Annotated in this window: 16 protein-coding genes and 1 pseudogene; 3 read left to right on the top strand and 14 right to left on the bottom strand. The window is 68.8% G+C overall.

All coding sequences use genetic code 11. From position 1 onward, the window contains the following. Positions 1-15: 15 nt before the first annotated feature. The 4 genes from K8556_RS11205 to K8556_RS11190 form a co-directional block, all read right to left on the bottom strand. Positions 16-2,643 carry a hypothetical protein gene (locus K8556_RS11205; RefSeq protein WP_223740026.1) on the bottom strand — a complete coding sequence of 876 codons (2,628 nt, stop codon included), beginning with the start codon at positions 2,641-2,643 and terminating at the stop codon, positions 16-18. Further along, entirely contained in the window at positions 2,640-5,825 is a 3,186-nt protein-coding gene (locus K8556_RS11200; protein ID WP_223740025.1) for a poly-gamma-glutamate biosynthesis protein PgsC/CapC, read from the bottom strand. Before K8556_RS11200 ends, K8556_RS11205 begins: the two co-directional genes overlap by 4 nt. Before the next feature lie 220 nt (positions 5,826-6,045). After that, positions 6,046-7,320 carry a hypothetical protein gene (locus K8556_RS11195; RefSeq protein WP_223740024.1) on the bottom strand — a complete coding sequence of 425 codons (1,275 nt, stop codon included), beginning with the start codon at positions 7,318-7,320 and terminating at the stop codon, positions 6,046-6,048. A 107-nt stretch (positions 7,321-7,427) separates the two neighbouring features. Continuing rightward, the gene (locus K8556_RS11190; protein ID WP_223740023.1) at positions 7,428-9,194 is read right to left on the bottom strand and encodes a protease pro-enzyme activation domain-containing protein; all 1,767 of its coding nucleotides are present in this window, start codon (positions 9,192-9,194) and stop codon (positions 7,428-7,430) included. A gap of 170 nt (positions 9,195-9,364) precedes the next feature. Between K8556_RS11190 and K8556_RS11185 the strand changes: the two genes are divergently transcribed. Both K8556_RS11185 and K8556_RS11180 read left to right on the top strand, forming a co-directional pair. Continuing rightward, a complete protein-coding gene (locus K8556_RS11185) occupies positions 9,365-10,114 on the top strand; it encodes a HEAT repeat domain-containing protein (protein ID WP_223740022.1) in 750 nt (249 codons plus the stop codon). Then, on the top strand, positions 10,111-10,848 hold the full coding sequence (locus K8556_RS11180) for a signal protein (RefSeq protein ID WP_223740021.1): 738 nt from the start codon (positions 10,111-10,113) through the stop codon (positions 10,846-10,848). The genes K8556_RS11185 and K8556_RS11180 overlap by 4 nt, the downstream gene beginning before the upstream one ends. A 335-nt stretch (positions 10,849-11,183) precedes the next feature. Here K8556_RS11180 and K8556_RS11175 read toward each other — a convergent pair. The 10 genes and pseudogenes from K8556_RS11175 to K8556_RS11130 form a co-directional block, all read right to left on the bottom strand. Further along, positions 11,184-11,625 (bottom strand): annotated as a pseudogene (locus tag K8556_RS11175) (helicase C-terminal domain-containing protein); the annotation flags it as partial. A gap of 474 nt (positions 11,626-12,099) precedes the next feature. Continuing rightward, positions 12,100-12,909 carry a hypothetical protein gene (locus K8556_RS11170; RefSeq protein WP_223740020.1) on the bottom strand — a complete coding sequence of 270 codons (810 nt, stop codon included), beginning with the start codon at positions 12,907-12,909 and terminating at the stop codon, positions 12,100-12,102. Between the two features lie 253 nt (positions 12,910-13,162). Further along, a complete protein-coding gene (locus tag K8556_RS11165) occupies positions 13,163-16,858 on the bottom strand; it encodes a tetratricopeptide repeat protein (RefSeq protein ID WP_223740019.1) in 3,696 nt (1,231 codons plus the stop codon). A gap of 159 nt (positions 16,859-17,017) precedes the next feature. Further along, positions 17,018-19,948 carry a helicase C-terminal domain-containing protein gene (locus tag K8556_RS11160; RefSeq protein WP_223740018.1) on the bottom strand — a complete coding sequence of 977 codons (2,931 nt, stop codon included), beginning with the start codon at positions 19,946-19,948 and terminating at the stop codon, positions 17,018-17,020. 56 nt (positions 19,949-20,004) lie between these two features. Continuing rightward, positions 20,005-20,445, bottom strand: coding sequence for a copper transporter (locus K8556_RS11155; protein WP_223740017.1), 441 nt, complete (start codon positions 20,443-20,445; stop codon positions 20,005-20,007). A 30-nt stretch (positions 20,446-20,475) separates the two neighbouring features. Beyond that, the gene (locus K8556_RS11150; protein ID WP_223740016.1) at positions 20,476-20,898 is read right to left on the bottom strand and encodes a cupredoxin domain-containing protein; all 423 of its coding nucleotides are present in this window, start codon (positions 20,896-20,898) and stop codon (positions 20,476-20,478) included. Positions 20,899-20,985: 87 nt separating this feature from the next. Next, positions 20,986-22,269 (bottom strand): hypothetical protein, encoded by a 1,284-nt coding sequence (locus tag K8556_RS11145; RefSeq protein WP_304503954.1) that lies wholly within the window; start codon positions 22,267-22,269, stop codon positions 20,986-20,988. Between the two features lie 67 nt (positions 22,270-22,336). Further along, complete coding sequence (locus K8556_RS11140) at positions 22,337-22,750, bottom strand: hypothetical protein (protein ID WP_223740014.1); 414 nt, start codon at positions 22,748-22,750, stop codon at positions 22,337-22,339. A gap of 50 nt (positions 22,751-22,800) precedes the next feature. Next, complete coding sequence (locus K8556_RS11135; protein ID WP_223740013.1) at positions 22,801-23,844, bottom strand: diguanylate cyclase; 1,044 nt, start codon at positions 23,842-23,844, stop codon at positions 22,801-22,803. Between the two features lie 176 nt (positions 23,845-24,020). Then, positions 24,021-24,641, bottom strand: coding sequence for a tRNA (guanosine(46)-N(7))-methyltransferase TrmB (locus tag K8556_RS11130; protein ID WP_223740012.1), 621 nt, complete (start codon positions 24,639-24,641; stop codon positions 24,021-24,023). Positions 24,642-24,720: 79 nt separating this feature from the next. Between K8556_RS11130 and K8556_RS11125 the strand changes: the two genes are divergently transcribed. Next, a complete protein-coding gene (locus tag K8556_RS11125; RefSeq protein WP_223740011.1) occupies positions 24,721-25,647 on the top strand; it encodes a bifunctional riboflavin kinase/FAD synthetase in 927 nt (308 codons plus the stop codon). The last annotated feature ends 25 nt before the right edge of the window (positions 25,648-25,672 follow it).

The following is a 25,672-nucleotide window of genomic DNA, read 5'->3' as shown; positions in this document are numbered from 1 at the left end:
TCTTCCCGAGGAAGCTCACAACATGTCCTCGTCCGGCTGCCAGCCGCCCCGGTTCCACATGCGCGGCGCGGTGTTCTCCACCGCCTGGCCGAACATGAAGAACCGCGCCCACATGGGGCCGGCGCCCAGCGCCTGGATGCGCACCGTGTGCATGCCCGGCGCGATGTCCTCGCCCAGCGTCACCGGCACCGTGCGCGCGTACCACTTCACGCCCGGGCGGCCCACCGGCATGGCCGGCTCGCGCTCGGAGGCCGGCAGCACCACCGTGCGCTCGGCGCGCGTGACGTGCGGCACCAGCACGCTGGCTCGGCGCACCGGGTTGCCGCCATCCACCGTCACGGACAACTGGGGCTCGGTCGCGCCCTCCGCCACCGGCGTGTAGACGACCACGTTGAGGGTGACAGCGCCGGGGCCCGTCTTGCGCACCGGCACGCGCAGCCCTCCCTGGCCCACCGGATACACCGTGCGCGAGCGCAGGCCGCTGCCCGCCGCGGGAGGCCGGTTGAGCAGCGCCGTCAGCCCCGGCGCCGTGGAGCGCAGCAGCACCTCGTGCTCACCCGGCGGCAGCGGGGGCAGCAGCTCCCGCGCCCGCGTGGAGCGCACGGTGAAGCGGTGCAGCGGCTCTCCGTCGAGCAGCACCTCCACCTCGTTGCCCAGCGCCGCCGCGTCCTTCAACGAGAGGCGCACCTCAGGACGGGTGGGCGTGCGCGCGTCGAAGCGCGCCCGCACCGCGCGGCCCGGCTCCAGCACCGTGGACAGCGCCTTCACCCGGTCCACCGTGTCCTCCGGCCCGGACTCCAGCACCTCCACCACCGACGGCGAGCCATACGGGCGCACCACCACCGCGTCACCCGACGGCGGAGGCGTCTCCTCCTGGGGGCCCACGGGCTCCAGGCGCACCTGGCTGAGCAGCTCCATCCGCGCGCCGCCCTGCATCAGCGCGTTCAGGTTCGCCGGGCGCATCGGGTGCCACGCGCGCTGGTCCACGGGCGCGTTGCGCCAGCGCACGCCGGTGAGCGCGTCGTTCGTGTACGGCGCGGACGCCGCGATCGGCTGACCGCTGGACAGGAAGCTGTAGAGCTGCACGATGGTCGTGCGCGGCGCCTCCACGCGCAGCTTGCGCGCCCCCATCGGCAGGAACACCCGGGCGCTCGCCGCGCCCGACACCCACGCCGGCAGGTCCGTGACCTCTCCCGAGCCCGCGTCCGGGTCCGCCGCCGCCACGGGCGTGCAGGGCAGGGCGCCGCCCGGCAGCGGCACCAGGGCCGCGCTCTCGAACGGCGCGGGCTCCGGCGTCGCGTCCAGCGAGGCCTGTCCCAGGGACTGGCCCTGCGCATCCAGCACCGTGAGGCGCAGGTTGAGCGGCTCGCGCGAGGGCGCGCGGTCCAGCGAGCGCGCGTCGATGCGCACCAGCCGCCCCACCGCGTCCATGCGCGGGTCGATGTCCAGCTCCAGCACCGGGCACGCCGGGCCGGTGGCGAACGCCTCCGTGCGGCGCGTGTCCGGCAGGAAGGCCACGCGGCCCTCCGACGCGACGCCCGCCTGGGGGCGCGACTCGGCGGGCAGCAGCCACGACTCGAAGGGGCCCTCCACCGTGTAGCGCAGGTCCTCCTGGCCGTCGTTGCGCACCATCACCGTGTGCACGCCCTCCGGCAGCTCCAGCGGATGCGACATGGGCGAACCCGCCACGGGGCCCGGCAGCTCCATCGTGTGGGCGGTGCCGTCCGCGGAGAGGGTCCGCACCGTCACGGGGCCGTGCGGCTGCGCCTTCGCGTCCGTCGCGTCGCTCCACAGCCACAGCACCGGCTTCGCGGGCCCGGTGACGTTGATGGCCACGGCGCGGCCCGCGCCCAGGCGCTCCTGCACGGACTCGGTGGCCTCCACCAGCGGCAGCCGGTAGGCGGTGCGGTAGACGGGCTCGATCTGGTAGTCCGTGCCCGCCTCGCCCTCCGCGTTGAGGCGCTCCCAGTGCTCCTCGGCGAGCCAGCGGCGCGTGTCGGAGGAGAGCTTCTCGAAGGGCTCGAAGGTGGCGCGCCCGGCGCGCACCTCCGCGCGGGCCTGGGCCAGCTTCTGCGACGCGAGCAGCGGCAGCGTCCGGTGCGCGCGGACGTAGACGCGCGCCAGCAGCGTGTCGTTCGCGCCCGCGGCTCGCAGGTACAGCACGGAGTACTCCGGGCGCTCCTTGGGCAGGCGCAGCACGAACTCGCGCTCGTCCGTCACCTGCTGGTCCGCGTGCGTGGTGAAGGCGCTCTCCTGCAGGAACGTGCCGTCCTCCTGCGGCTGGCCCTTGCTCTGGCGCGTGCGCGTGAAGATGGAGCGCTCCAGCAGGACGCCGTCCGGCCCGCGCAGGATGGCCTTGAGGCCGTACTGGTACTGCTTCTCCGGCGCGTAGGGCGTGCCGTCCGGGAGCAGTTCGTGCGTGACGATGAGCAGCTCCTCGGCCTCCGCGGGGACGCGCACGCGCATCTCCCGGCCCGGCTCCAGGCGGTAGAAGATGAGGCGCTCGGCGTTGACGAACTTCGCGTCGCGCCGCGCGGTGGGCGTGTCGGTGTTGCCCAGCACGGCGAGGCTCGCGCCCCAGATGAGGGCCAGGCCCACCATCAGTCCAAGGAGCGCCACGAGGGCGCGGCTGCGGGTCTTCATCGACGGGCCTCTTCGCGGGAGACTTCCCCGGTCAGCACCACCGGACGGCGGTGCCGCAGCGCCAGGTCCACCGTGCTCGCGAGCTCCGCGTCACCCGCGGTCAGCTCCGCGCGCTTCGCCGGCGACGGGTGCTGCTGAAGGAAATAGACGGCGCGCAGCACCTGCTTGCCCTGCCGCGCTTCCACCAGGAGGAAGGGCAGGCCGTATTCGGCGCTGAAGCCGGACTTCACCTGACGCGTCACGTTGCCCACGCGCTTCGTCTGCGCCAGCGCGCGGAGGTCATGCACGTTCTGCTGCGCGACGTAGCGCTCCGCGCTCGCGGTCAGCTCCGCGAAGTGCTCCTTCAGCGCGGCGGACACCGGCTGCGTCGGCGCCACCAGCCGGTCCCCCAGCAGCGCGCGCTCGGGAGACTCGCGAGGCTCCTCGGGCAACAGGCCCGTGAGGGCCAGCTCCTCCGCCGCCAGCCGGGGGCCCACGAAGGCGCCGCGCAGCGGCTCGGACAGCCACAGCGTGGCCAGCCGCGCCCCGCCGAAGGTGCGGGAGAAGACCTGCTGCGGGCTCGCGTCGTTGAGGCCCGTCAGTTCCGGAGAGCCGTCGTGGTAGCGCACGCGCTGCCCCAGCCAGCCCAGCGGGCCCTCCTGGGACAACAGCCGCTCCAGGTCCGCGGGCCGCTGCGCCTCGGTGAGCACCGGGCTGCCCACGTCCACCAGCACGTCCGCCTCCACGGACGGCCGGCCGGAGAAGCCGCGCAGGTGCAGCACCCAGCCCTGCTCCTTCGGCAGCGCGCGGTGCACCGCCTGGTGGAACGCCTGGAAGCTCGTGCGCAGCTCCCCGAAGGTGGCGGGGTGGGGCAGGTCGCCGGACGCGGTGGCGAACACCAGCGCGGTGGCGCGCGACTCGTGCCACAGCTCCGAGGCCACCTGCAGCGTGCCCGCCTCGCGCGCCGGTGACGGCACCTCCAGCGCGAGCGGCGAGCCGCCCGGGCGCACCATCAGCCCCGCGCCCAGCCGGCCCGGCGTACCCTCCGCGTCCGTCACCCACCAGCACCCGGTCGCGCCCGCGCACTCCGTCACCGGGTGCACCCGCAGGCCCATCAGTGCCGCCATGGCCCCGGCCCAGCGCGCGCGCAGCGCCTTGGGCACGTCCGCCGTCCCGCCGCCCAACAGCGGCGAGGCCACCTGCTGCTCCAGCACCAGCAGCTCCGCGTCCGACGGGCGCACCGCCGGCACGCGCGCGACCTCCGGCGCCACCATCAGCGTGCCCAGCGCGTCGCGCTCCGTCATCGGCGCGGCCAGCGCCTGGGCGTGCGCCAGCACCAGCGAGGCCAGGTCGAAGGCGCCCGCGCGCAGCACGCTCACCCGCGACTCGCCCCAGTTGCCGCCGGGCTCCGGCGGAGGTTGAGCGGTCACCGTCGCGCCCGGCCACAGCAGGTCGAGCCCCCGAGGCGCCTTGCCGTCCGGCGTATGCAGCACCACCTGGCCCGGCTTCAGCGACGGATCCACGCGCAACTGCACCCGCTCCCGCGAGGACAGCGCGTCGTGCGCGTGGCGCAGCGGCGTCTCCGACTGCGCCAGCGCGTCGCCCAGCACCAGGCCCGCGCGGTGGGAATCCACGCCGCTCACGATGATGGCGCGGCAGCTCACGCGCTCGCACAAGAGCGCGGCGGCTTCGGCGCTCGGCGCCTCCGTCAGGGGACGCGGCACCTCCAGCACCGGCCCCTGCGCGCCGGGGACGAGCAGCGACGTGTCCCAGCCCGCCTTGCCGGCGCCCTCCACGCGCTCCACCAGCGCGAAGCGCGCGGGCACGCCGTCCTGCTTCGGCAGCTCGCGCAGCTCCAGCCCCAGCGCCACCGCCTTCGTGCGCAGCGCGCTCAGGCTCTCCGCGCGGCCCGACTCCAGCCACGCATCCAGCCCGTTCCACAGCCCGCTGTACTCGCGCAGGTCGCCGTGCTTCAGCCGCAGCGACTGCCCGCCCACGTCGCTCTCACGCGCGGTGGCGCGGCCCATCACCATCAGGCCCAGCGGAGACTGGTCCAGCCCCAGCCCGGGCACGTGCTCGCGCGGCGCCTCCGCGGTGAGCGCGGTGGCCGGACGCGGCTCGATGAGCGACAGCCCGAAGCCCGCGAGGCTGCCGATGAGGAAGCCCGCCAGCGACGTGTGCAGCGTGGGCAGCAGCACGCGGGCAATCACCTGCTTCTGCAGCATCTTCACCGCCAGCAGCGTGGGCACCAGGTAGCCGAAGCCGAACAGGTCCGTGACCTTGAGGCCTGGAACGCGGGCGCCCATGGCCCAGCCGATGCACCACTTCACGAGGAAGCCCAGGCAGAAGACGAGCACCGTCTTGCGCGGCCCCTCCAGGTTGAGCGTGCGCAGCCCCGGCACGGACAGCACCGCCTTCGCGGCCACGACCAGCAGCAGCACCTCCGCCAGGGTGGCCACGAGCTTCAACGGCTCCAGCCACGTGAGCGCCAGCAGCGCGGGCACGAGGATGCCGTTGAAGTCCCAGCCGTACTTGAGGTTGAAGCGCGCGGCGAGGAACGCCGTCGTCAGCAGGATGATGTAGGCCTTGGGGCTGGACAGGAAGTCCTGCGCCACGTCCTCGTACATCAGCTCCAGGCTGGAGAAGGACAGGTTGGTGCCGGGCAGCAGCACGAAGCGGAGGATGACGTAGGTGAGCGCCACCGGCACCGCCACCTGCCACAGGCCGCGGCGCAGCTTCAGCTTCCAGAAGGCGTTCGCGGTGAGCGGCACCAGCACCAGGCCGATGCTGTGCAGGCTGCGGTCGACGATGAAGGACGTGCCCCACCGCTCGTCCATCCAGTGCCCCAGCACGGGCAACAGCCACGTCTCGCTGACCGCGCGCACCACCACGCTGGCGAGCACCACCGCGAAGAAGCGGTCGCGGCCGAAGAACTCGCTCCAGGCCCCCGTGCGGGACAGTCCGCTGGAGAACGCGAGCGCCAGACCGTACGTGAGCAGTGACTCGGCGACGACGGTGCAACCCGCCTCCGGGTGGATGACGAACACCGAGGCCAGGTAACCGGGGACCACGAGACCCACGAAGACCCACCCGAGCGTCTCCGTCAGGAGCGCCAGGATGAGCACGCCCACGAGCACCGCCACCAGGATGGAGGTGTCGAGGGAGTAGGCCGGAAACAGTGTCAGGGTCGAAAGGAGCGCCATGGTGGCCGCTCGAATCTAGGGAGGGCTCCGGACCCGACCAGGGTTGCCCCTCTCGGCGGATGAGAAGCGTCCGCTGCCAAACCGAAAGTTCGGGCCTCCAGTGTCACTGAATGCCCAGCCCCGGACACTGGGAGCGGACCCGCGGACGGATCAGCCCGCCTGTTTCACGCGACGCGCAGCCGTCTGGCACGCCAGGTGAGGACGTCCGCCGCCTGACACTTCACGGGCAGTCCAGCGCGGCCACGGCCTGACAGCCCAGGCCGGAGCCACCGAGCGTACAGGGCACGGTGTCCGCGAGCGCCTGCATGACGGCCCGGGACGACGCGCCGGTGCCGCGCAGCGTGGCGGACTGCTCCAGGTGGATGAAGCGGTCGGTGGCGGCGGCGGCCTCCGTGTAGCAGGCGTCCGCGGCGCCATTGTCGATGCGGCCCTGCACGTTGCTGGTGCCGCACAGCGTGCGGTGCTTGCCCGCGTCATCCGCCGCGTTGCAGGAGAATGCCTTCTTGGTGCCCGTCAGGTGGGTGTTGAGCGCGTCGCGCAGGCGGTTGGAGAGCGCGCCCGGACGCAGCGCGCCGGTGCCGTCGCTCACCACGGCGGCCTCGGGGCCGGTGCCCGCGTCCATGCCGTGGATGCTGGCGGCGATGGCGTCCGGGTACGTGTCGCGCAGCGCGCGGTGCGCGGCGGTGAAGAAGTTGTTGCCGTAGTGCGCGACGTCGGAGATGCGCAGGCCCTTCGTGCCGCACACGCTGGTGGTGCCGCTGCACGGGCTGGCGGTGGTGACGGCGCAGCGGTTGCTGCCCGTAATCAGCAGCGCGCGCGCGCCCAGCGTCACCAACTGCGTGGCCGTCTGACGCAGCGTGCCCTCATCAGAGTCCGCGTGCGGCGCCTCCAGCCACAGGTCGCGCGCGGGGAACAGGTTGATGATGAAGGTGCCGCCGCCCCGCGACAGCAGCCCCTGCTCACGCACCACCAGCCACCCTCCGCCCGTGTCGTTGCGGAAGGTGGACACGCCGTAGCCCATCCCCGCCAGGTCCTGCACCACCCGCGCCGTGGGGCCCTCGGTCAGCAACGTGCGGAACGCGCCCTCGAACGCGGCGAGCTCCGTGCCGCCCGGCTCCTTGAAGCCGCCGCTGTTGGCCCCGGCGATGGGCGCCGTCAGCAGCCACGTCGTCAGGTTGCCCGTCAGGCTGGACAGCGCGCTGAGCGGCGAGCACACGCTCGCCGTGGGGGCAGGCGCGCTGACGACCGGCGTCCCGGTCGTGGGTGCCTCGGCCGTGGGTGTCTCCACGGACGTCTGCGTGTCGGTGGGCGTCGGCGTGGCGGGCCCCTGGCCCACGTCCTCCACGGGCTCGGCCGGAGTGTGGATGACGGTCCCCGGAGCGGACGTGGAGGGGCTCTCCGCCACGGCGTCGCTCGGTCCGGCGACGGCATTGCCGCAAGCGGCTGCGAGGAGCAGGAGGCAGGACAGGGCTGCGCGCAGGGGGGGCAGGGACATGGTCCTGTCCCGAACAGCACGCCCTGCGCATGCATTCGCATCCCGTCAATCCGGGATGACAGCCGGAGCGGGGCCCGGTTGCCCGTCCGCCCTATGTCCCTGCCGGCTCAGGGCAGGGTCCGCAGCAGGCCCTCCGCGTCGGGGGCGCCCCAGCCGGTGGGGATGTCCCAGCCCGGCCCGGCTTCGTACTGCCGGTCGGTGACGCCCACGGTGATGTCGCGGAACGTCTTCTGCACTTCGGGCAGCGTGTAGAGCTGCGAGTTGAGCCAGCCCACCCGGGGCTTCTGCGCGTCCGCGCGCGCGCCGTTCACCACCGTCATGATCCCCGCGAAGATGGGCGAGGAGAACGACGTGCCGGTGTTGGGCGTGGTGACGCCCAGCCACGTGTACCAGAAGCCGGTGTCCGCGTTCAGCGCGACGTCCACCACCGCGCGCTTGGCGGGCATCGGGAAGAGGCCCTTCTGCCACTCCGGCGTCGCGAAGGTGCGGGTGATGCCGGAGCCCGAGTAATACCAGGCCGTCTCGCCCGTCACCGTCATGCCGCTCATCTTCAACTGCGTGCCGCCCACGGCGGTGACGTAGGGGCTGTTGCCCGGCACGTCCACGCCCGCGGAGTCGCCGCTGGCCGCGGCGACGGTGATACCCAGCGCGGCGGCCATGGTGCTGGCGTGGCTGTAGGCCTCGTGCACCGCCTTGGGCTCGGAGTCCTCGCGGTGGGCGAAGGACGTGGTGATGACGCTCACCTCGCCCCGGCCAATCGCTTCGTTGTACGTGTAGAGCATGGACGTGTTGCGCGCGTCCGGGCCCATGTAGACGAGCACCTCCGCCTTGGGCGCCATCGCCGCGGCCCACTCCACGTCCAGCGTGCCCTCGCGGTAGCGCGTGACGGGCGGCTCCATGGTCTGGATGACCTTGGGGTCCTCGCGCTCGATGCCCCACATCTTCCAGAAGGCGCGCACGTCCTTCCAACGGAAGCTGGCGCCAATCACCACGCCCAGCTTCATGCCCTGGCCCTGGTGGCCCTGCTCATAGAGCGAGTCCACGTTGTACGCGCGCGCCACCTGCTGGGGCGTGAGGCCCCGGCTGACGGGGTTCGGCGGCTCCGTGGACGGCTGGCCGAACTCGCCGGGCAGCGTGCCCGTCTCCGCCGGCAGGTCCAGCGCCACGACGGCGTGGATGCGCTGCTGCACGAAGGTGGGGGCCTTGACGCTCTCCACGAGGCCGTAGACGTCGTGCGGATCATTCCCGCCCTGGGGCGACTTGCGCTCCAGCACGCGCAGCGTCACGCCGAACGCCTTGTTGAACTGGGCCACCGTCCCCACGAACTGCACCAGCAGCCGGTTGGTGGCGACGTAGGGCACCTGCATGCCCTCGGACTTCAGCCAGTCCGTGACGATGGTGACGTCCTTCTCCAGCGGGGCGTGCTTCGCCATCCACTCGGCGGGCGTCATGTACTGGCGGAAGCGGGAGCCGCCCGGCTTGTAGATGTCCGCGATGCGCTCCTCGAGCGCGGCCGGGTCGCGGATGGGGAAGGACACGAGCCCGCGGATGAGGTCCGTCACCGGCGCCTCGCCCTTGTCCGTGTAGACGCCCGGCAGGGGGCCCGGGACGCCGTCCGTCGTCGGGATGGGCGTGGGGTCCAGCACCTCCGCCTCCGGGTCGGGCGGCGGCGGGTCCACCCCCTCCGGCTCCGGCGGTGGCCGGCCGGGAGGGGGCTGTGAGTTCTCGGAGTCGGGAAGGGTGGGCGTGGACTCCACCGGCGTCGGCCCGGGAGGTCGCGGCTTGCCCACCGACGTGAGGCGGTCCGAGTCCCGGCAGCCGCTCAACCACCCCGCCAGCAGAAGAACACCCGTCAGGATGACTCCGCGCTTCATCGCTCCCCCAGCCCGCGGTGACCCGCCTCGGGTCCGCCGCACCCCAGCCGTCCTCCCCCGGGAGGACGTCCGCCCTTGTGCGCAACGAAGGTGGGCGCGATTGCCCTGAGAGGCAACTGTCGTGGACAGGTAAATCGCGGCTACACTGTTGGCACTTCTTTGCCCATCCCATGCGGCTGCCGACAGCACTCCTGCTCCTCTTCTTCCTGCCGCCGAGCGCCGCACTGGCGCAGGGGGACACGCGCATCACCTTCCTGGGACGTCAGTTGGAGAAGGGAAGGGATCCGCGTGCGCGCTCACAAGCCGCGCTGGTGTTGGGCCAGACGGAGGACCCCGAAGCGGTGACGCCGCTGTGCGGCGGCCTCAAGGACCCGAGCGAGCTGGTGCGCGCGGCGGTGGCCAAGGGGCTGGGCGCGCTGCTGGAGCCGAAGGGACTCGACTGCCTCCAGGCGGTGCAGGGGGAGGCGGACGCCACGGTGCAGGCGGCGGTGGCGGAGTCCATCAAGGCCATCAAGGCGTACCAGGCGCGCCGGCCGCGCTTCTACCTGTCGCTGGACGCGCTGAAGGACAAGACGGGCACCGTGCCCGCGGACCTGGTGAAGGTGACGGAGGCGCGGCTTCGCTCCAAGCTGGTGCGCCGGGGCGCGCAGATGGCGCCGGAGAAGGAGTCGAAGGCCGCGGCGAAGGGCGCGCTCAAGAAGCTGGGCGTGCACGGCTACCGCATCACGGCGGAGATCCAGAAGACGGACAGTGGAGGCCTGCGTCTGGCACTGTTGTGCATGACGTACCCGGAGCAGTCCCTGATGGGACAGGTGGAAGTGAACGCCGCGGGGGCTCCGCCCGCGGACCTGTTGAAGGCCCTGATCCCCCGAGCCATCGAGGAAGCCGCCGCGACCTTCGACTGGAGCAGCGAGACATGACGACGACCACGGCCCAGGCCCCGACGACGAAGCGCCGCTGGCGCAACTTCCTGCTCGACGCGCCCTTCCAGTTGAAGCTCACCGCGTACATCGTCGGTGTGTCGCTGGTGATGGCGGCGCTCCTGGGCATCTTCCTGGTGCGCGCGGCGAACTCGCTGATGCACGAGACGGCGACGGCGGTGGACGCGCGCTCGGCCGCGGCGGAGGTGAGCCGCGAGCTGTCCGGGGCCACGCTCTCCAACGAGCTGATGGCCCACATGAACGACCCGGCGTTCGAGAAGCAGTTCCGCGAGCAGGCGCAGGCCATCGACGCCAAGTACGAGGCGGAGCGCGCGGCCATCGTCGCGCAGCGCGCGGAGCTGGAGCGTCACCAGCACCTGACGTGGTGGGTGCTGGGCGGCTGCCTGGTGACGTTCATCGTGGTGGTGGCGCTGGCGACCATCGTGGTGACGCACCGGATGGCGGGCCCCCTCTTCCGCATCAAGCGGATGATGCGTGAGGTGGCCGAAGGGCGCCTGCACCCGCCGCAGCACGGCCTGCGCGAAGGCGACGAGCTGCAGGACGTCTTCGAGGCCGCGAGGGACATGACCCAGCGGCTGCGCGCGCAGCAGGAGGAGGACGCGCGCGTGCTGGCGGAGGTCCTGGCGCAGGCGAGGACGGGCAGCGCGAACGGCGCCTGGGTGGATGAGCTGTCCGCCCTGGAGGCGCGCTACCGCGAGCGGCTGGCGCGGTAGGGAAGGGGCAGTTATCACAGCTTCATTGCTGGTCTTGACGCTATCGCGGCTGTGGGGGCGACTGTGGGTTGTGCGGTTTGTGGCGGAAAAGGCAACAGTCACATAGATGGTTGCAATAGGAGCAAGCGGAAGCCAGATGCTGAGGAGGATCTGACCGCTGTTGTCTATTGTTGCGCTTGTCTAAAGGCCTTTAGGAAGATGCACGGCGGCGCTCTCTGGTGTGAGACATGCAAAGAGCAAGTCTGGTGGTGCGCAAAGTGCTGCACAAATGAAGAGGCGCAGCTCAAACACCAGGAGCGTGACCACGCTCCTCCAAAAACCTGAGGGTCGAAGCTTCACACCCGCGCGGTGTCCGCGGTGAGCCCCATCTGGAGCAGCTCCGAGTGCAGCAGCCGCCGCGTCTGTGCCCATGGCAGCGCGACGACGCGGTAGCCCGCGAGCGCCTGGAGCAGCAGGGGCCGGTAGCCGCGTGCCCGGGGGCCGCCACTACAACGATGCCCTGGTCCATGGTGGAGCGGATGAGCCTCCCGACGCCCTGACGCAGGAGCAGCAGCGCTCGCGGCAGCCGGTACTGGAGGAAGCCCAGGTACTCGTTGCCCGCTTCGCCAGCGGCTCCTCACGCGCGGCCACCAGCGGCCGTGACGCCGGCTCCAGGAGCAGCTTGTCGATGAAGACACACCCCCACGCCGCGCCCGGGATGTCTACGCCCTGCCAGAAGCTCTTGGTGCCCAGCAGCACCGTGCCCGTGTGTTGGCGCACCACAACCTGCAGGCTTCGCTCCATTCGTCAGGCAGTCCGTCTCGTCCACTGTCAGGATGCCTACGTCGTCCAGCGCCGCGCGTGCGTACTCCAGCCGTCGTCGCGTACCGCATCGTCATTCCACTGCTCACACAGTAATAGGGGCTGGAAGGCATGTGCGCTCGATGCCCCCGCATTCGCCAAATGGCCACGTACGCTCTTGCCTTGCGTCAACCTCAGGGGCCTTCACGCACGCGACTGCAGTGGCATGTGCCTCGCGCCTGTGGAAGTGCAGTTGCTACCTAATGCCTACTGCCTCTAGTTCCGTCACGAGGCAGCCAACCAACAGGACTCCTGGTGCCTCCGCTTCTGGGGCCAATGGTTGTTGCCTAGCGAGTCTCGCTCCTTTCCCTTGACTCATCAAAAAGAAGGAAGACTGTGGATGCCCTGAACTACAACTGTATGAGTTGTGTCTAAGTCGGTTGTGAGGATATTTGTTCTTCGCAGAGACTTTTAAAGTTGCCGATAGAGTGAGAATACCTGCGGTCGCCACCCTACAGTGTAGAGCCAAAGTTCTATAGCGTCCGCATCCAATGCGGGTGGATGCTTCCAAATTACAGCTAGCATCCATAGTAACTCATTAAAGTGTCGCTCTGAGGGATGGAGCCCTTTTTTCTTCTGGCGACTGTATTCGTTTAGTTCCTCGTTTGTGTCGGTGAGCAATACGAGTAGGTCATCTTCCTTGCTCGGTAGTCGGATTTCTGGGGCATAGATGCGTAAGAATGCGCGCACCGTAGAGCCGTGAGGACGGAAATGGCTGGCTTGTTCAAGCAGATTGAGGAAGTCTCTGTGGATGTAGTCCTTTTGGGCAGACTCTAATTTCCGTCGTCGCTGCTGGATGAGCTTGACTTCTTCGTTTAGTTGAAGCTGGTTTATGTTGTGTGTGGCTCTGAGTTTTCCTGTACTGTCGGTTGTTGTGGGTTTGATTTCGCAGAGATTGTTCTCGTCCTCGATTTCTACGGTCAGCCAGTCGGCGACAGGGTCGACTGTTGGGTCTATGAATAGTCGTGCTTCGTTGTGGATTTGGTTGCGATTGTTGAAGTCAACATGAGAGGCTCCCTGCTCAAGCGGGAAGAGCGTTCGCTTGTGGCTTGAATTGCATGTGCTGCAGCTTAGTAGGTAGTTCTCAAACTCATAGGCGAGCCACCAGTAACCATTGTGTGTGGCTTCTTTTGCTGCGGATTTCGGGCGGAAGTGTTCCACATCGCCACGCCGATCTTCTCCAAGTCCTCGCTCGCAGAAGGCGCAAACCCAGCCGTGCATGGCTAGGAGTGCGCCGCGTACGTCTACGGCCTTCCAGTGCGGAGGGAACTCAAGTGGAGCCTTTGGATCTAGACTGCGCCTTTGTTCGTCTTCAATGCGCTGACTTGCCCCTGCTCCACGAGTTAGCGTGGGGAGTCGAGCGGGAGGGCGGATAAGGCTTCTCATGGAGTGGGACTTGTTGTCGTGATTCGGAGTTGGCTTGGTCGAAGGGCGATGAAGTGCTGTGTGGGTGTGTCAGTGTTTGTTGTTGGTTTTATGGTTCGCCATCTTGTTTTTTTCTGCGCACCTCTTCTAGGCGTTGCCTGCGCCACTCGCGGGCCTGCCTCGCGTCCTCGTCGTTCATGTCTGGCGACTGTGCGAGGATTAGTCCTAACTCGCCCTTGTTGGAGTCTTGTCTGTTTTCCCAGAGGGCATCCAATTCGGCACTGCTTGGCTCTGTTTCCATGAGCCATCGGTAGATTTCATCCGTGGAAAATCCGAGGATTTGTCGATCTAGGGGAGGGCGCGCCTGTCCTGACAGTCCTTGAAGTGGGATGATCTCGTTTCGATCGAAACTGGCCAATACCAATGGAGAGTGCGTAGTTGCAATCCACTGCACTCCGGGGAGGAGACGGCGCAGTCGAGGGACAATTGTCCGTTGGAGACGAGGATGTAGATGTAGATCTATCTCGTCGATAAGTACGATGCCTTGCAATAGCGAAATGTCGCCAAGTTCCGCTTCTTCGGGGGCTTTCTCCTGCCAACTTGCGCAGAGATCGGCAAGCCAAGTGATAAGAGCCCGAAATCCATCAGGTAGTTCGGTAGTAGTTACTGTGGCCCCCTCGACTCTGAACTGAAGCATGCCGCTGTCCGGTAGGACTTGTACGGGACTGTCGGACAGAAGTTCGTCTAGAAGAAATTGGAGGGCCCTGAACGCTGCCGGTTGCAGGCGGTCTTGATGTGTCAGCACCTCTGCGTGGGCTACTGAGGCTAGGGGCTCAAAAAGAGTAAACTGCCGTTGGACGTCGCGACTCTTGTCTTGGCCAATCCCTACTTGAACGTGTTCAGATAGGTTGCGGCCGGCGCCGTACGAAACGAGTAGATGGTTTTGCGCACGCCATTCCCAGAATTCGCGCATCGCTTTGTAATTCTCATGGGCTTCCAGCTTTTTTAAGTCGATGCCGTCGGGTCCCAGTGGGAGCAGTAGGTCAAAAGTTTCGCGGCTATTGCTGATGCGGAGTTCAATTTCCGAGGAGTTTTCGATGGGGTGTGAACGCCGACGCATGCGTTGGAGTCGTTCCCCTCCAAGTTCGGTTACTAGCCGCTCGCCAAGCAATGCGCATGCGACTGCTTGGAGAACAGTGCTTTTGCCTGCGCCGTTAATTCCTGCGATGCACCGCCATTGTCCGGGCAGACTGGATGTTGGTGTGAAGTCGATAGAGATGGACGAGATGTTTTTTATATTGCGGATGCTTAATGACTGGATTGAAAAAGTTGGTTTTCTTAGTGAGTGTTTAAGTGCTACGATGTTCTTTAGTGTTGCTTGGTGTTCTTCGGGGTTGCTTAGTTTTTTCCAGATTGGCAGTACGTCCTGGCGAAGTATGTGAAGGGCTTCGCTCGGGTTGCCGCGCAGCGTGAGTATTTCGCTAACCTTTTCTAGGGTTACTGCTTGTGAATGTATGTCGCCCAGGCGTTTGTAGACAGGAAGCTCTTCTTGTTGCCGAATGCGGAAGGCCTCGTCGAGATCGCCACGTGTTTGGAGGATGTCGGCAATTTTTCCCAGGGTTACGGCTCTTGAACGAATGTCTCCGAGACGTTCAAAGACGGGCAATGCTTCTTCGCGGTGAATGCGCAAAGCCTCATTGTAATCTTTACGTCGCTGAAGAATATCTGCAACCCTGCTCATCGACACGGCTCGTGAACGCACGTCTCCTAGGCGCTCGAAGATGGGTAACGCCTCCTCGCGATGAATACGAAGGGCTTCGTCGTAGTCTCCGCGTTGCTGAAGGATGTCGGCGACCTGTCCAAGTGCAACGGCACGTAGGCGTACATCTCCCAGTCGCTCATAGACGGGAAGCTCTTCCTCGCGGCGAATGCGAAGGGCTTCGTCGTAGTCACCGCGTTGCTGAAGGATGTCGGCGACCTGTCCAATTGCTACGGCGCGCGAATGAACATCTCCCAGTCGTTCATAGACGGGAATCTCTTCCTCGCGGCGAATGCGGAGGGCCTCGTCGTAGTCACCGCGATGCTCGAGGATGTCGGCGACCTTTCCAATTGCTACGGCGCGAGCTCGCACATCGACTAGGCGTTCGAAGACAGGCAATGCCTCCTCGCGGAGAATGCGAAGGGCTTCGTCGTAGTTGCCTCGCTGCCCAAGAATCTCTGCTACTTTGCCCAGAGCTAGCGCGCGCGAGTGAATGTCTCCTAAACGTTCGAAGACGGGCAATACTTCCTCGCGGTGAATGCGAAGGGCTTCGTCGTAGTTGCCTCGCTGTTCCAGAATGTTCGCTATCTTGCTTAGTGCTATGGCGCGTGAACGCACATCCTTGATTCGCTCATAGACGGGGATTTCCTCCTCGAGACGAATGCGGAGAGCTTCATCGTAATCGCCGCGTTGCTCAAGGATGTCAGCAATCTTGCCAAGCGCCAATGCGCGTGAACGCGCATCGCCTAGTTGTTCGAAGACAGGCAAGACCTTCTCTCGAAGGGTGCTGAGAGCTTCTTCGTAGTCTCCGCGTTGCTCAAGGATATCTGCTGCTTTGGTCAGCGCAATGGCGCGTGCGCGTATGTCGTTTAGTCGCTCGTAGATAGGAATGACTTGGTCGCGCAGGATGCGGAGGGCGCTATCAAGATCCCCACCTTTGTGGAGGCTGTCTGCGCCCTGGAGGAGAGATTTTGCTCCAGTGCGCAAGGAGTCGGCCAGTGGGTCCGTGCTTTTTGAAGACTTTGTTTCGGGGGATTGCCACTGAAGTCGCCCGTCTTTGCTGCCTTTGTATGTCTGGCTGTCGTTGGTCCACCCGGCTTGTGCTGACCAGCGCCGAACCCAAACATCGACTTCCTGTGGGATGCCGTGGTCGTCGAGCCAGATGTCTATTGTCTCGCAAGTCTGTGGGAAGGAGGTGCGAGTGTGGAGGCTTCCTGCGACGAGCGTGAGTGGCAACTTGCTTTGGAGCTTTGCTTGGTATGCATGTAGGTGGCCATGGAGAAGCAGGTCCACGCTCTTTGCAAGAAGCCGAAGACTGCCTTTGGGATCAGCAAGGTAGTTCGTCGGATGGTGCATTAATGCTAGTCGGAACCCAATGAGTGGGTCGCCGTGCGCATCGGTCCCGAGATTGCGAATTTGCGATTCAGTTAACCAGAGACTGCCTTGATCCTTGTCGTCGCCTGCTAGCCAAGCAGAGTCGAGGCCTATTGCGTGTACTTCAAATGGAAATTTTGGTAATTGCAGTGAAACCCTGTAGCCCAGGGGTGGGTGTTCTCTGTCGGCTGGTACTAGAGAAGTCCGACCGAGGTCCTTGCTTATCCAATTGCGATACGCGCTCTGTCGCTCAAGCAACTGATCTCGTGCGCTTTGCGCCAAGCCATTTAACGGCGCTCCTTCTATCCATCGTGAAATGGCTTTGGCTTGATTCTTCTTCAGTTGTTGCCGTGCTTGGCTCCAAGCTTCTCTGGCTATCGCACGGTTGATGTCATGGTTTCCGGGAGTGACGAAAAAACACTCACGTTTTAACTCGAGCTGGCGCAGAGTCGCGTCTATGAATTGGGTTGCGACTGCGTATTCCTCTACTTGTCCGGAGAATGCTACGTCCCCTGTGCAGACAACCAAGTCTACGGGGCTCTCTGTGGAGATGGTGTCTAGATTGCGCTCCCATGCCTCGCCAAGTAGTGGGACTGTCCTCCATGCATTGGAGGTTGGTGAAGCACGGAATTGAGTGTCGGATAGGTGGAGAATCCGGAGCCTGTGCGCCATGGATGGCAGGCTATCTTTTGGTGGTGATTTGACAAGTTGCCTGTGGCCGGCGACGCGTTAGTAAAGTCTCGCGACGGCGAACCAGTGGACCCCCGATTGCTGCGGCCCTATAGAGGGTCTATCGGTAAAGCAAGGGTAGAGGGGGCGATATGCAGGGCTTCACACCCGCGCGGTGTCTGCGGCGAGCCCCATCAGCAAGAGCTCCGAGTGCAGCATCAGTCGCGCCTGCGCCCACGGCAGCGCGACCACGCGGTAGCCCGCGAGCGCCTGGAGCAGCAGCGGCCGGTAGCTCGCGTGTCCGGGGTCCGCCACCACGACGATGCCCCGGTCCGTGGTGGAGCGGATGAGCCGCCCGACGCCCTGACGGAGCAGCAGCAGCGCTCGCGGCAGCCGGTACTGGAGGAAGCCCAGGTACTCGTTGCCCGCCTTCGCCAGCGGCTCCTCGCGCGCGGCCACCAGCGGCCGTGACGCCGGCTCCAGCGGCAGCTTGTCGATGAAGACACACCCCACGCCGCGCCCGGGGATGTCCACGCCCTGCCAGAAGCTCTTGGTGCCCAGCAGCACCGTGCCCGTGTCGCGCTCCTGCCGCGCCGCCAGCGAGCGGCCGTGTCCGCGCGACTGGCGCAGCACCTCGATGCCGTGCGGCTCCAGCCGCGCCTGCACCTCGCGCGACACGCGCTCCAGCCGCCGCGTGGAGGCGAACAGGCCCAGCACCCGGCCGCCCATCACCTGCGCCAGGCCGGAGATGCGCCCGGAGGCCCAGTCGATGAACGGCTCCTCGTGCGCGCGCGGCGCGTCCGTCACCAGCACCACCAGCGCCTGCTGTCCCAGGTGGAACGGCGACGGCGCGCGCAGGATGGGCGGCCTGAGCCCCAGCCGCTTCAGCACGAAGGGCACGCCGTCCCCGGTGCCCAGCGTGGCGGACGCCATCACCAGCGCCCGCTTGTTCGCGGCGAAGTCCTTCGCCACGGACTCGGACACGTCCACCGGCTGCGCGCCCACGCTCCAGCGCTGCTTGCGAGGCTCCGCCCGCGCCGCGTAGCAGCGCTTCGCGTCCGGCTCTCCGGCCAGCTCGCCCGCGAGCACGGACAGCTCACCCAGCTCCGTGGTGGCGCCAGCCAGCTCCCGCTCCAGCGAGGGCTGCTTCACCGCCAGCTCCGGCAGCGCCGCCAGGACGCGCACCGACAAGAGCGTGTGCACCCGCTGCAGCGCCGTGCGCACCGCCACCAGCCCCTCGCGCACGGGCTCCCAGGCGGGCAGGGCGCGCACCGCGTCCGTCACCCGCAGCTCCGGCGCGTAGGCCGCGTCGTCCGCGTCCTCGCCGGGCATCGCCGCCGCGGGCTCGCACAGGGCCGTCACCTGCTCGCCCAGCACGCGCGCCTCCTGGAGCAGCGTGCGCAGGGCGTCGTCCACCTCGGACATCAGCACGCGGGACTCATCCCGGCGCGTGGCCGCGAGCGCGCGGCGCAGCTCCGCGAAGAGGCCCCGGCGCCCGTCGCGTCCGTGCAGCCGCTCCGTGAGGCGCAGGAAGGCCAGGTCGGACAGCTCCACCGTGAGCGCGGTGGTGGCCACGTCCTCCAGCTCGTGCGCCTCGTCCAGCACCAGGTGGTCCAGGCGCCCGTAGCGCGCGGGCCACGCGAACGCGAGCGACTGGTTGATGACCAGCACGTCCGCCTCGCGCGCCTGCGCCACCGCCGAGTGGTAGAAGCACTTGTGGTGATGAGGGCACCGCTCGCCCAGCGTCGTCGCCGCCTCGGAGCGCACCGCCGGCACCAGCCCGTGCATGCCCGGGAAGCGCTCGCGGAACCAGTGGCTCAGCCGGTCCAGGTCCCCGTCCACGCTGCGGCGCAGGTACGCGCGCACGTACGCCCGGGGCGCGCGCGCCGTGTGGTTCATCCCCGGCTCCACGCGCGTGGCCTCCAGCGCGCGGCGGCGGCACAGGTAGTTCGTCTGGCCCTTGAGCAGCGCGTAGCCGAACGCGCCCCCCGTGGCCTGGTGCAGCCGGGGCAGGTCCTTCTCCAGCAACTGGTCCTGGAGCGTCTTCGTGTGCGGCGCCACGCCCACCTTCAGTCCGTTGCGCGCGGCGAACAGCGCCGCGGGCGTGAGGTACGCCAGCGACTTGCCCGTGCCCGTGCCGGCCTCCACCGCCACCTGCCCGCCGTCCGACAGCGTGCGCGCCACCGCCTGCGCCATCTCCAACTGCGCGGGCCGGGACAGGAACCCGCCGCCCCGCTCCAGCGCGCCGCCGGGCCCCAGCACCTGGGCCACCTCCTCCGGCCGCACCGGCAGCGGCGTCGCGTCCAGCTCGGGCTCCGGGGGCGGCCTGCCGCCATTCGCGCGCTTGCGCTCCGGCCGCGCGCGCAGGAAGCCGCCCGTCGTCTCCAGGTTCAGCGGCGCAGGCGTGGCCCGGCACGCCTCCCACAGCCGCGAGAGCAGCTCCAGCAGCGGGCGCGCCTCCGCGTCCATCGCCAGGTCGCGCGCATCCTCTTCCGACAGGGCCTCCAGGAGCGGCGTGGGCCCCAGCGCCGCGCGGGCCCGGGGGGCCATCGTGGCCAGCAGGTCCGCCACGTCCTCCGCGCGCCCGTCCCGCACGCAGCCGTCCAGCGCGTGCACCAGCACCGCGTGCACCGCCACGCAGTCATGGAGCGCCCGGTGCGGCTGCTGCGAGCCCAGCTTCGCCCACCGCATCAGCGACTCCAGCGAGTGGCTGGGCAGCTCCGGGTGCAGGTAGTGCATGAGCTCGCACGAGTCGAGCACCGGCACGCCGCCGAGCACGTCCGGCAGGAAGCCCTTCTCGAACGGGGCGTTGTGCGCCACCACCGTCCAGCCCTTGAGCCGCTCGCGCAGCAGGGCCCGCTCCGCGTCGAAGCGGGGCTGCCCGGCGAGCTGCGCGTCGGAGAGGCCGGTGAGCCGGCGGATGGTGAGGTTCAGCGGGCGCGAGGCCGAATACAACTGGGAGAAGCGATCCACCTCCCGGCCGTGCTCGAAGAAGAGGCAGCCCACCTCGATGACCTCGTCCACGCGGGGGTCGAGCCCCGTCGTTTCGAGGTCCAGGAAGACGTGCCGGGTGAAGAGCTCCGAGCTGCCCATGCAGGCGCGTGAGCCTACCCGCCCGGGCGGACATCGCCAGTTAACGGGCGGAGGCGCTACTGCACGAAGAAGCGGCCGGTGGCCTCACCCGTCGGGCACCCGTAATGGAGCATCCCGGAGCGACGGGGCGTGAAGGCAATCTCCACCAGCGTGTTCAGCGGCAGCTTCACGTCGATGCCGTAATCGGCCATCACCAGCGACGTGGCGCACGTCGCCTCCGTCCTGCGCGTCACCAGCAGCGTCACCGGCCTGTCCTTGCGGAGCAGGACGAGCGAGGAGGGCTCGAAGCCCTTCTCCGTGACGGACACCTCCAGCATCAGCGTCCCGTTCACCACGTGCCCCTCGTCCTGGATGGCCATGTAGCCGTGGCGTGCCTCGTGCTCGTCCGCTCCCGGCGCCTTCGCGGCGGGGGGCTCCTTCGAGCACGCGGGCTGCGTCACCCCCGCGAGGACCGCCGCCACGGTGAGCACGAGGACGCGGAGGGAGGACGGGCGCATGCGGGGGGCTCCGGAAGGCGGGTGGGTCCTTCAGTCCACCACGAACGTGCCCGCGATCATCTTTCCCATCGCGCAGCCGTACTTCAGCGTCCCGGACTGGTTGGGCGTGAAGGCGATCTCCACCGGCGTGTTCAGCGGCAGCTTGGTGTCGATCTTGTACTCGTCCATCACCAGCTCGGTGGCGCACGTCAGGTCCGTCTTGCGCGTCACCACCAGCTTCACCGGCTCGCCCTTCTTGAGCTGCACCGGCGAGGGCTCATAGCCCTTCTCCGTGACGGCCAGCTCCACCACGTGCACGCCGTTCTCCCGCCGTCCCACCTCCTGCGCGGCGGGCGCGCCCGGCTCCTTCGCGGAGGACTCCTTGGAGCACGCCTGCTGTGACGCCCCCGCGAGGACCGCCGCCGCGGTGAGCGCGAGCCAGGGCTTGATGATGCGGGAGAAGAAGGGGCGCATGGACGGGGTCTCCTGGGGGAGGAAGGACACGGGCGGCCCGCCACTGAAGGCAGGGCCGCCCGGACATAACGGCGCCGCGAGCCGCTTTCAGCCCTCGGCGTCGGGCTTGGAATCCGCCGCGTCGCCGGAAGCATCCTCGGCGGGGGCCGGGGGCGCCTCGAAGCGCAGGAGCGCGTGCAGCGGGATGAACAGCTCGTGCCCGGGCTCTCCCAGCAGCACGTCGAAGCGGCCCACGCGCAGCAGCGGCGCCTCCACCGTGATGCCGTTGCGCAGCACCAGCTTCACCGTCTGCCCGATGTGCGGCAGGAACGGCCGGGGGTCCGAGTAGGGGCGCTTGTCCGGCTGCCGCGCCACCTGCGCCGGCTTCTGCGTGAGCTTCGCGTCGCGCTCCAGGTTCGGCATCAGCCGCTCCCAGTCACCCCTGCGCGCGATGAGCACCACCTGGAGCTTCTCCAGCCGGCCCGTGCGCTCGAAGGTGAAGGCGATGGCCTCCTCCGCCAGCAGCGTGTCCAGGAGCGACCGCTCCGCCAGCACCACGGACAGCTCGGTCTTCTGCTCGATGAAGGCGCCCAGGAAGTCCGCGACGAGCGCGTTGTCCACCTGGCCGCGCGCCTGCTTGATGGCCGCCTTGCGCTGGCTGCGCTCCTTGCGCGCCATGAACTCCTGCACGGTGAGGCCGCTCTGCAGGATGCCGAACGCGTCTCCCAGCGACAGGCCCGGCGTCTGGCCCATCAGCTCGTAGACCTGGTCGAAGCGCTTCGCCTCCTCGGCGTGCAGCTTGCGCCAGATGCGCGCCTTCATCTTCCCTTCCAGCTCACCCTTGGCGATGCGCGCCGGCACGTGCTCGCGCGTGGCCAGCGCCAGGATCTGCTCCGGCGTGGGCGGCGGACGCGGCGTGCTGGGGCGCGGCGCGAAGCGGCCCGGAGGCCCGCCCGCGCGCGGCGGTCCACCCATCCCCGGACCCCGGGGCGGCGGACGTGAGGCGGCCCCCGGCGTGAAGCCCGGCGCCGTCGGACCCGAGGGCCGGGGCGGCGGCGCGGAGGCCGTCGTCACCGCGCCCGCCGGACCCGCCGGGCCTGCCGCCGGACGGGGCGGGGGGGCGGACGGCGCCACGGGCGTGGACGGCCGGGGCGTGGGAGAGAGGCCGCTCGGACGGGGCGCGGGCGCCACGCCCGGGGTGGGGCGGGGGGCCGGCGTCGCGCGCGGAGCGCCCTCCGCGCTGGGGGGGACCACCGGGGCGGAGGGCGCCACCGGCGTGGGCCGGGGCGTGGGCCTCGGCGTGGGGGAGGGGGTGGGGGCAGTCGAGGACGGAGTCACCGGGCCGCCGGGCGTGGAGCCCGGCCTGCGGATGACTTCGACTGCGGGGAGCACCCGCCGTGTCTTCCTGTCGTTCACGGTTGTACGTTACCTGATGCGCGGAGCCCGGGCATGCCCGGGCTCACGGCTGGGGGGATGCTGAAAAGTCCACCTTCCACCCGGACGGTTCCCTCACCATCCGGACCTCGCCCGACCTTCCCGCCGAGCGCACCGCCAAGGTCGCCACGTCGCCCTCCTGCCGGAGCAGCGAAACCTCCTGAACATCCGGCGGCACCGGGACATTCGCGAAGAACAGCGCGAGCGGCTCCGGCTTCACCATTCCCCCAGAGGCGTCGCTCACCTGCTGAGCCCGCGTCTTCAGGACCTGCTGGGTCTGTTGTGACAGCCCGGCGTACGCCTTGGGCAGCTCTCCGCGCTGCACGTGCCGGTGGAACGTCTGGTAGGCCCCCACGGGGGTGTCCGGCTGCAGCCGGCTGCAGCCGCCCAGGGAGAGGAGGGCGAACAGCAGCCAGGTCGTCATCGCGAGCGGGCGCATGGGGCCTCCGATTTAGGTCAAACCGTCGCCGTGGGGAAGCGGGAGGTGCGTCACGCCGCGTGCTGGTGGACGCGGTTGCGGCCCGTCCCCTTGGCGGAATAGAGGCTCGCGTCCGCCGCGCGCAGCAGCGCCTCCGTGCCCGGCAGGTCGTCCGCGGGCACCGTCGCCACGCCCAGCGACGCGGTCAGCTTCACCTCCTGCGACATGCCGTCCGGTCCCGTCCACGTCAGCTCCAGCCGCTCAATCGCCTCGCGCACCCGCTCGCACGCCCGGAGCGCGTCCTGGGGGGCCGCCTCCGGCAGCAGGGCGATGAACTCCTCGCCGCCGTAGCGGGCCAGCAGGTCCACCTCCCGCAGCGTCGCGCGCGCCGTGTGCGCCACCGCGCGCAGCACCTCGTCCCCGAAGGGGTGGCCGAACGTGTCGTTGATGCGCTTGAAGTGGTCGATGTCCAGCATCACCAGCGACAGGGGGGAGCGGTAGCGGCGCGAGCGCATGAACTCCTCGCTCAGCCGCTCCTCGAAGTAGCGCCGGTTGAACAGGCCCGTGAGCGCGTCCGTGCGGCTGAGCGCGAGCAGCTCCTGCCGGCGGCGGTCCAGCTCGCGGTTGGCCCACTCCAGCTCGCGGTTCTTCTCCAAAAGCGCGTCCTGCAACGCCTTGAGCCGCAGCATGGACTTCACGCGCGCGCCCAGCTCCAGCATGTCGAAGGGCTTCACCAGGTAGTCGTCCGCGCCCAGCTCCAGCCCCTCCACCTTGCCCGCCGCCTGCCGGGCCGTCATCAGGATGACGGGGATGAAGCCGAAGCCGCCCTCGCCCGCGTTCGCCTTGACGATGCGGCACACCTCCACGCCGCCCAGGCCCGGCATCTCCACGTCCATCACGATGAGGTCCGGCCGGCCCGCGCGGATGGCGGACAGCGCCTGCGCTCCGTCCAGCGCTTCCTTGAAGACGTAGCCGTGCGGGGACAGGCCCTCGCGCACGTGGCGGATCTGCGCCGGATCATCGTCCACGATGAGCACGGTGCGCCCGGCGAAGTCGTTGGCGGGGCCGTTCCTGCGCACGCCCTCCGGCATCCGTTTCCTTTCGGCTTCCGGCATGAGGCGCCCACCCCCCCAACAGGCTGCGGTCGTGGCCCAACGTCACGAGTGTCCCCCGGGGCGGGAACCCCGTGGGTGGATTCTCCTCCGGGTGGGGGGCGCTGCCAAGGGCCCTGCCGGGCACCCGCGGGCCCGGAGGACGCCGGGCGTCCAGGGCCTGACACGCGCCAGACGGGCTAGGGCGCGGGTTTCACCAGGCGTGCGCGGTACACGGGTTCCCCGGACGCCAGGTAGCGCCGCTCGCGGGTGGAGGGCACCTCCTCCGGGTCGTACGGGTGGAACACCCCGGCGCCCAGCGGGTTGTGGAAGCCCGCCGCCTCCAGGATTTCCAGCATGGCCACCGCGCGGTCCTGCACGTCGGTGCGCATGTCGAAGCGGCCGCCGGGCTTGAGCAGCCCCAGCATCACCTTCGCGAACTCGGGCTGCACGACGGCCCGCTTGGCGTGCGAGCGCTTCCACCACGGGTCGGGGAACTGCAGGTGGATGACGTCCAGGGACGCGGGGGCGAAGATGCGCGGCACCACGAAGCGCGCGTCGGATTCGATGACGCGCAGGTTCTTCATGCCCGCCTTCTCCGCGCGCATCTGCGTGTCGCGCGCGTACTTCTTGCGCCACTCGAAGGCCACGAAGCGCACGCCGGGGTTGCGGCGGCAGTACTCCAGCGCGTGACCGCCCGCCCCGGAGCCGATCTCCAGCTCCAGCGGCCCCGTGAAGCCGAACTCCGCGTCCCAGTCCGGGGGCGCTTCCAGGGGGACGAACTTGAGGCCGACCGGATCAGGGAGCAGGGCAGGGCGCATGGCGGGGACGGGGCCTCTAACCATGGAGCCGCGTGGGTTGGCCAGGGCAAAAGCGCGCGGGGTGGTATAGGGAAGGGCCATGAAGGTCTTCCAGTCCGTGTCCGAGGCGGGCCGCCAGCTTCAGGGGCAGGCCCTCGCGCTGGGCAACTTCGACGGCGTGCACGTGGGCCACCAGGCCCTCTTCGCGGAAGCGCTTCGCCACGCCCCCGCGAACGCGCTCACCTTCCAGCCCCACCCGGGCAAGGTGCTCCAGCCGGACCTGGCGCCCAAGCTGATCACGCTCCTGCCGCGCAAGCTGGAGCTGCTCGCCGCGTGCGGCCTGTCCCACGTGGTGGTGCAGTCCTTCACCCGCGACTACGCGCGCTCCACGCCGCAGGACTTCGAGGCCGCCCTCTTCGACACGCTGGGCGTGGGCCACGTCGTCGTGGGCAGCGACTACACCTACGGCGCCCAGCGCGCCGGCACCGTCGCCACCCTGCGCGACGCCGCGGCGAAGCGGGGCGCCAAGGTGCATGTCGTGCAGCCGGTGAACGTGGACGGCGTCGTCGCGTCCTCGTCGCGGATCCGCGAGTACATCCTGGAGGGCAGGGTGGGCGCGGCCAGGCGCCTGCTCGGACGCCCGTTCGACCTGGATGGCACGGTGGTGTCCGGCGCGGGCCGGGGGCGCACCATCGGCTTCCCCACCGCCAACGTGGACACGCAGAACGAGCTGCGGCCCGCGCCCGGCGTGTACGCCATCCGCGTGCGCCTCCTGGCGGAGGTGGATGGGCCCTGGCGGCCGGGGGCGGCCAACATCGGCGTGAAGCCCACCTTCGGTGGCACGGAGGTCACCATCGAGGCGCACCTGCTGGACTTCACCGGCGATCTCTATGGCAAGGAGCTGCGGGTGCAGTTCCTGGAGCGGCTGCGGCCCGAGCAGCGCTTCGGCTCCGCCGCCGAGTTGGTGGGTCAAATCAAACGCGACGTGGAGGCCGCCCGCACCGTGGTGGCCCGCGGCGACGGGTAGGGGTTCCAGAGCCGAGGGGCGCGCC

Source organism: Corallococcus sp. AS-1-12, from assembly GCF_020036995.1.
In the GTDB taxonomy this organism is placed as follows: domain Bacteria; phylum Myxococcota; class Myxococcia; order Myxococcales; family Myxococcaceae; genus Corallococcus.
This window is presented reverse-complemented; position numbering and strand designations above follow the sequence as displayed.

Excerpts from the sequence above, each read along its gene's own strand:
- K8556_RS11130 (WP_223740012.1), bottom strand. The coding sequence starts at position 24,641 with ATGCGCCCTGCCCTGCTCCCTGATCCGGTCGGCCTCAAGTTCGTCCCC.
- K8556_RS11125 (WP_223740011.1), top strand. The coding sequence starts at position 24,721 with ATGAAGGTCTTCCAGTCCGTGTCCGAGGCGGGCCGCCAGCTTCAGGGG.
- K8556_RS11190 (WP_223740023.1), bottom strand. The coding sequence starts at position 9,194 with ATGAAGCGCGGAGTCATCCTGACGGGTGTTCTTCTGCTGGCGGGGTGG.
- K8556_RS11150 (WP_223740016.1), bottom strand. The coding sequence starts at position 20,898 with ATGCGCCCCTTCTTCTCCCGCATCATCAAGCCCTGGCTCGCGCTCACC.
- K8556_RS11165 (WP_223740019.1), bottom strand. The coding sequence starts at position 16,858 with ATGGCGCACAGGCTCCGGATTCTCCACCTATCCGACACTCAATTCCGT.
- K8556_RS11185 (WP_223740022.1), top strand. The coding sequence starts at position 9,365 with ATGCGGCTGCCGACAGCACTCCTGCTCCTCTTCTTCCTGCCGCCGAGC.
- K8556_RS11135 (WP_223740013.1), bottom strand. The coding sequence starts at position 23,844 with ATGCCGGAAGCCGAAAGGAAACGGATGCCGGAGGGCGTGCGCAGGAAC.
- K8556_RS11170 (WP_223740020.1), bottom strand. The coding sequence starts at position 12,909 with ATGCACGGCTGGGTTTGCGCCTTCTGCGAGCGAGGACTTGGAGAAGAT.
- K8556_RS11200 (WP_223740025.1), bottom strand. The coding sequence starts at position 5,825 with ATGGCGCTCCTTTCGACCCTGACACTGTTTCCGGCCTACTCCCTCGAC.
- K8556_RS11140 (WP_223740014.1), bottom strand. The coding sequence starts at position 22,750 with ATGCGCCCGCTCGCGATGACGACCTGGCTGCTGTTCGCCCTCCTCTCC.
- K8556_RS11155 (WP_223740017.1), bottom strand. The coding sequence starts at position 20,445 with ATGCGCCCGTCCTCCCTCCGCGTCCTCGTGCTCACCGTGGCGGCGGTC.
- K8556_RS11205 (WP_223740026.1), bottom strand. The coding sequence starts at position 2,643 with ATGAAGACCCGCAGCCGCGCCCTCGTGGCGCTCCTTGGACTGATGGTG.
- K8556_RS11195 (WP_223740024.1), bottom strand. The coding sequence starts at position 7,320 with ATGTCCCTGCCCCCCCTGCGCGCAGCCCTGTCCTGCCTCCTGCTCCTC.
- K8556_RS11180 (WP_223740021.1), top strand. The coding sequence starts at position 10,111 with ATGACGACGACCACGGCCCAGGCCCCGACGACGAAGCGCCGCTGGCGC.
- K8556_RS11160 (WP_223740018.1), bottom strand. The coding sequence starts at position 19,948 with ATGGGCAGCTCGGAGCTCTTCACCCGGCACGTCTTCCTGGACCTCGAA.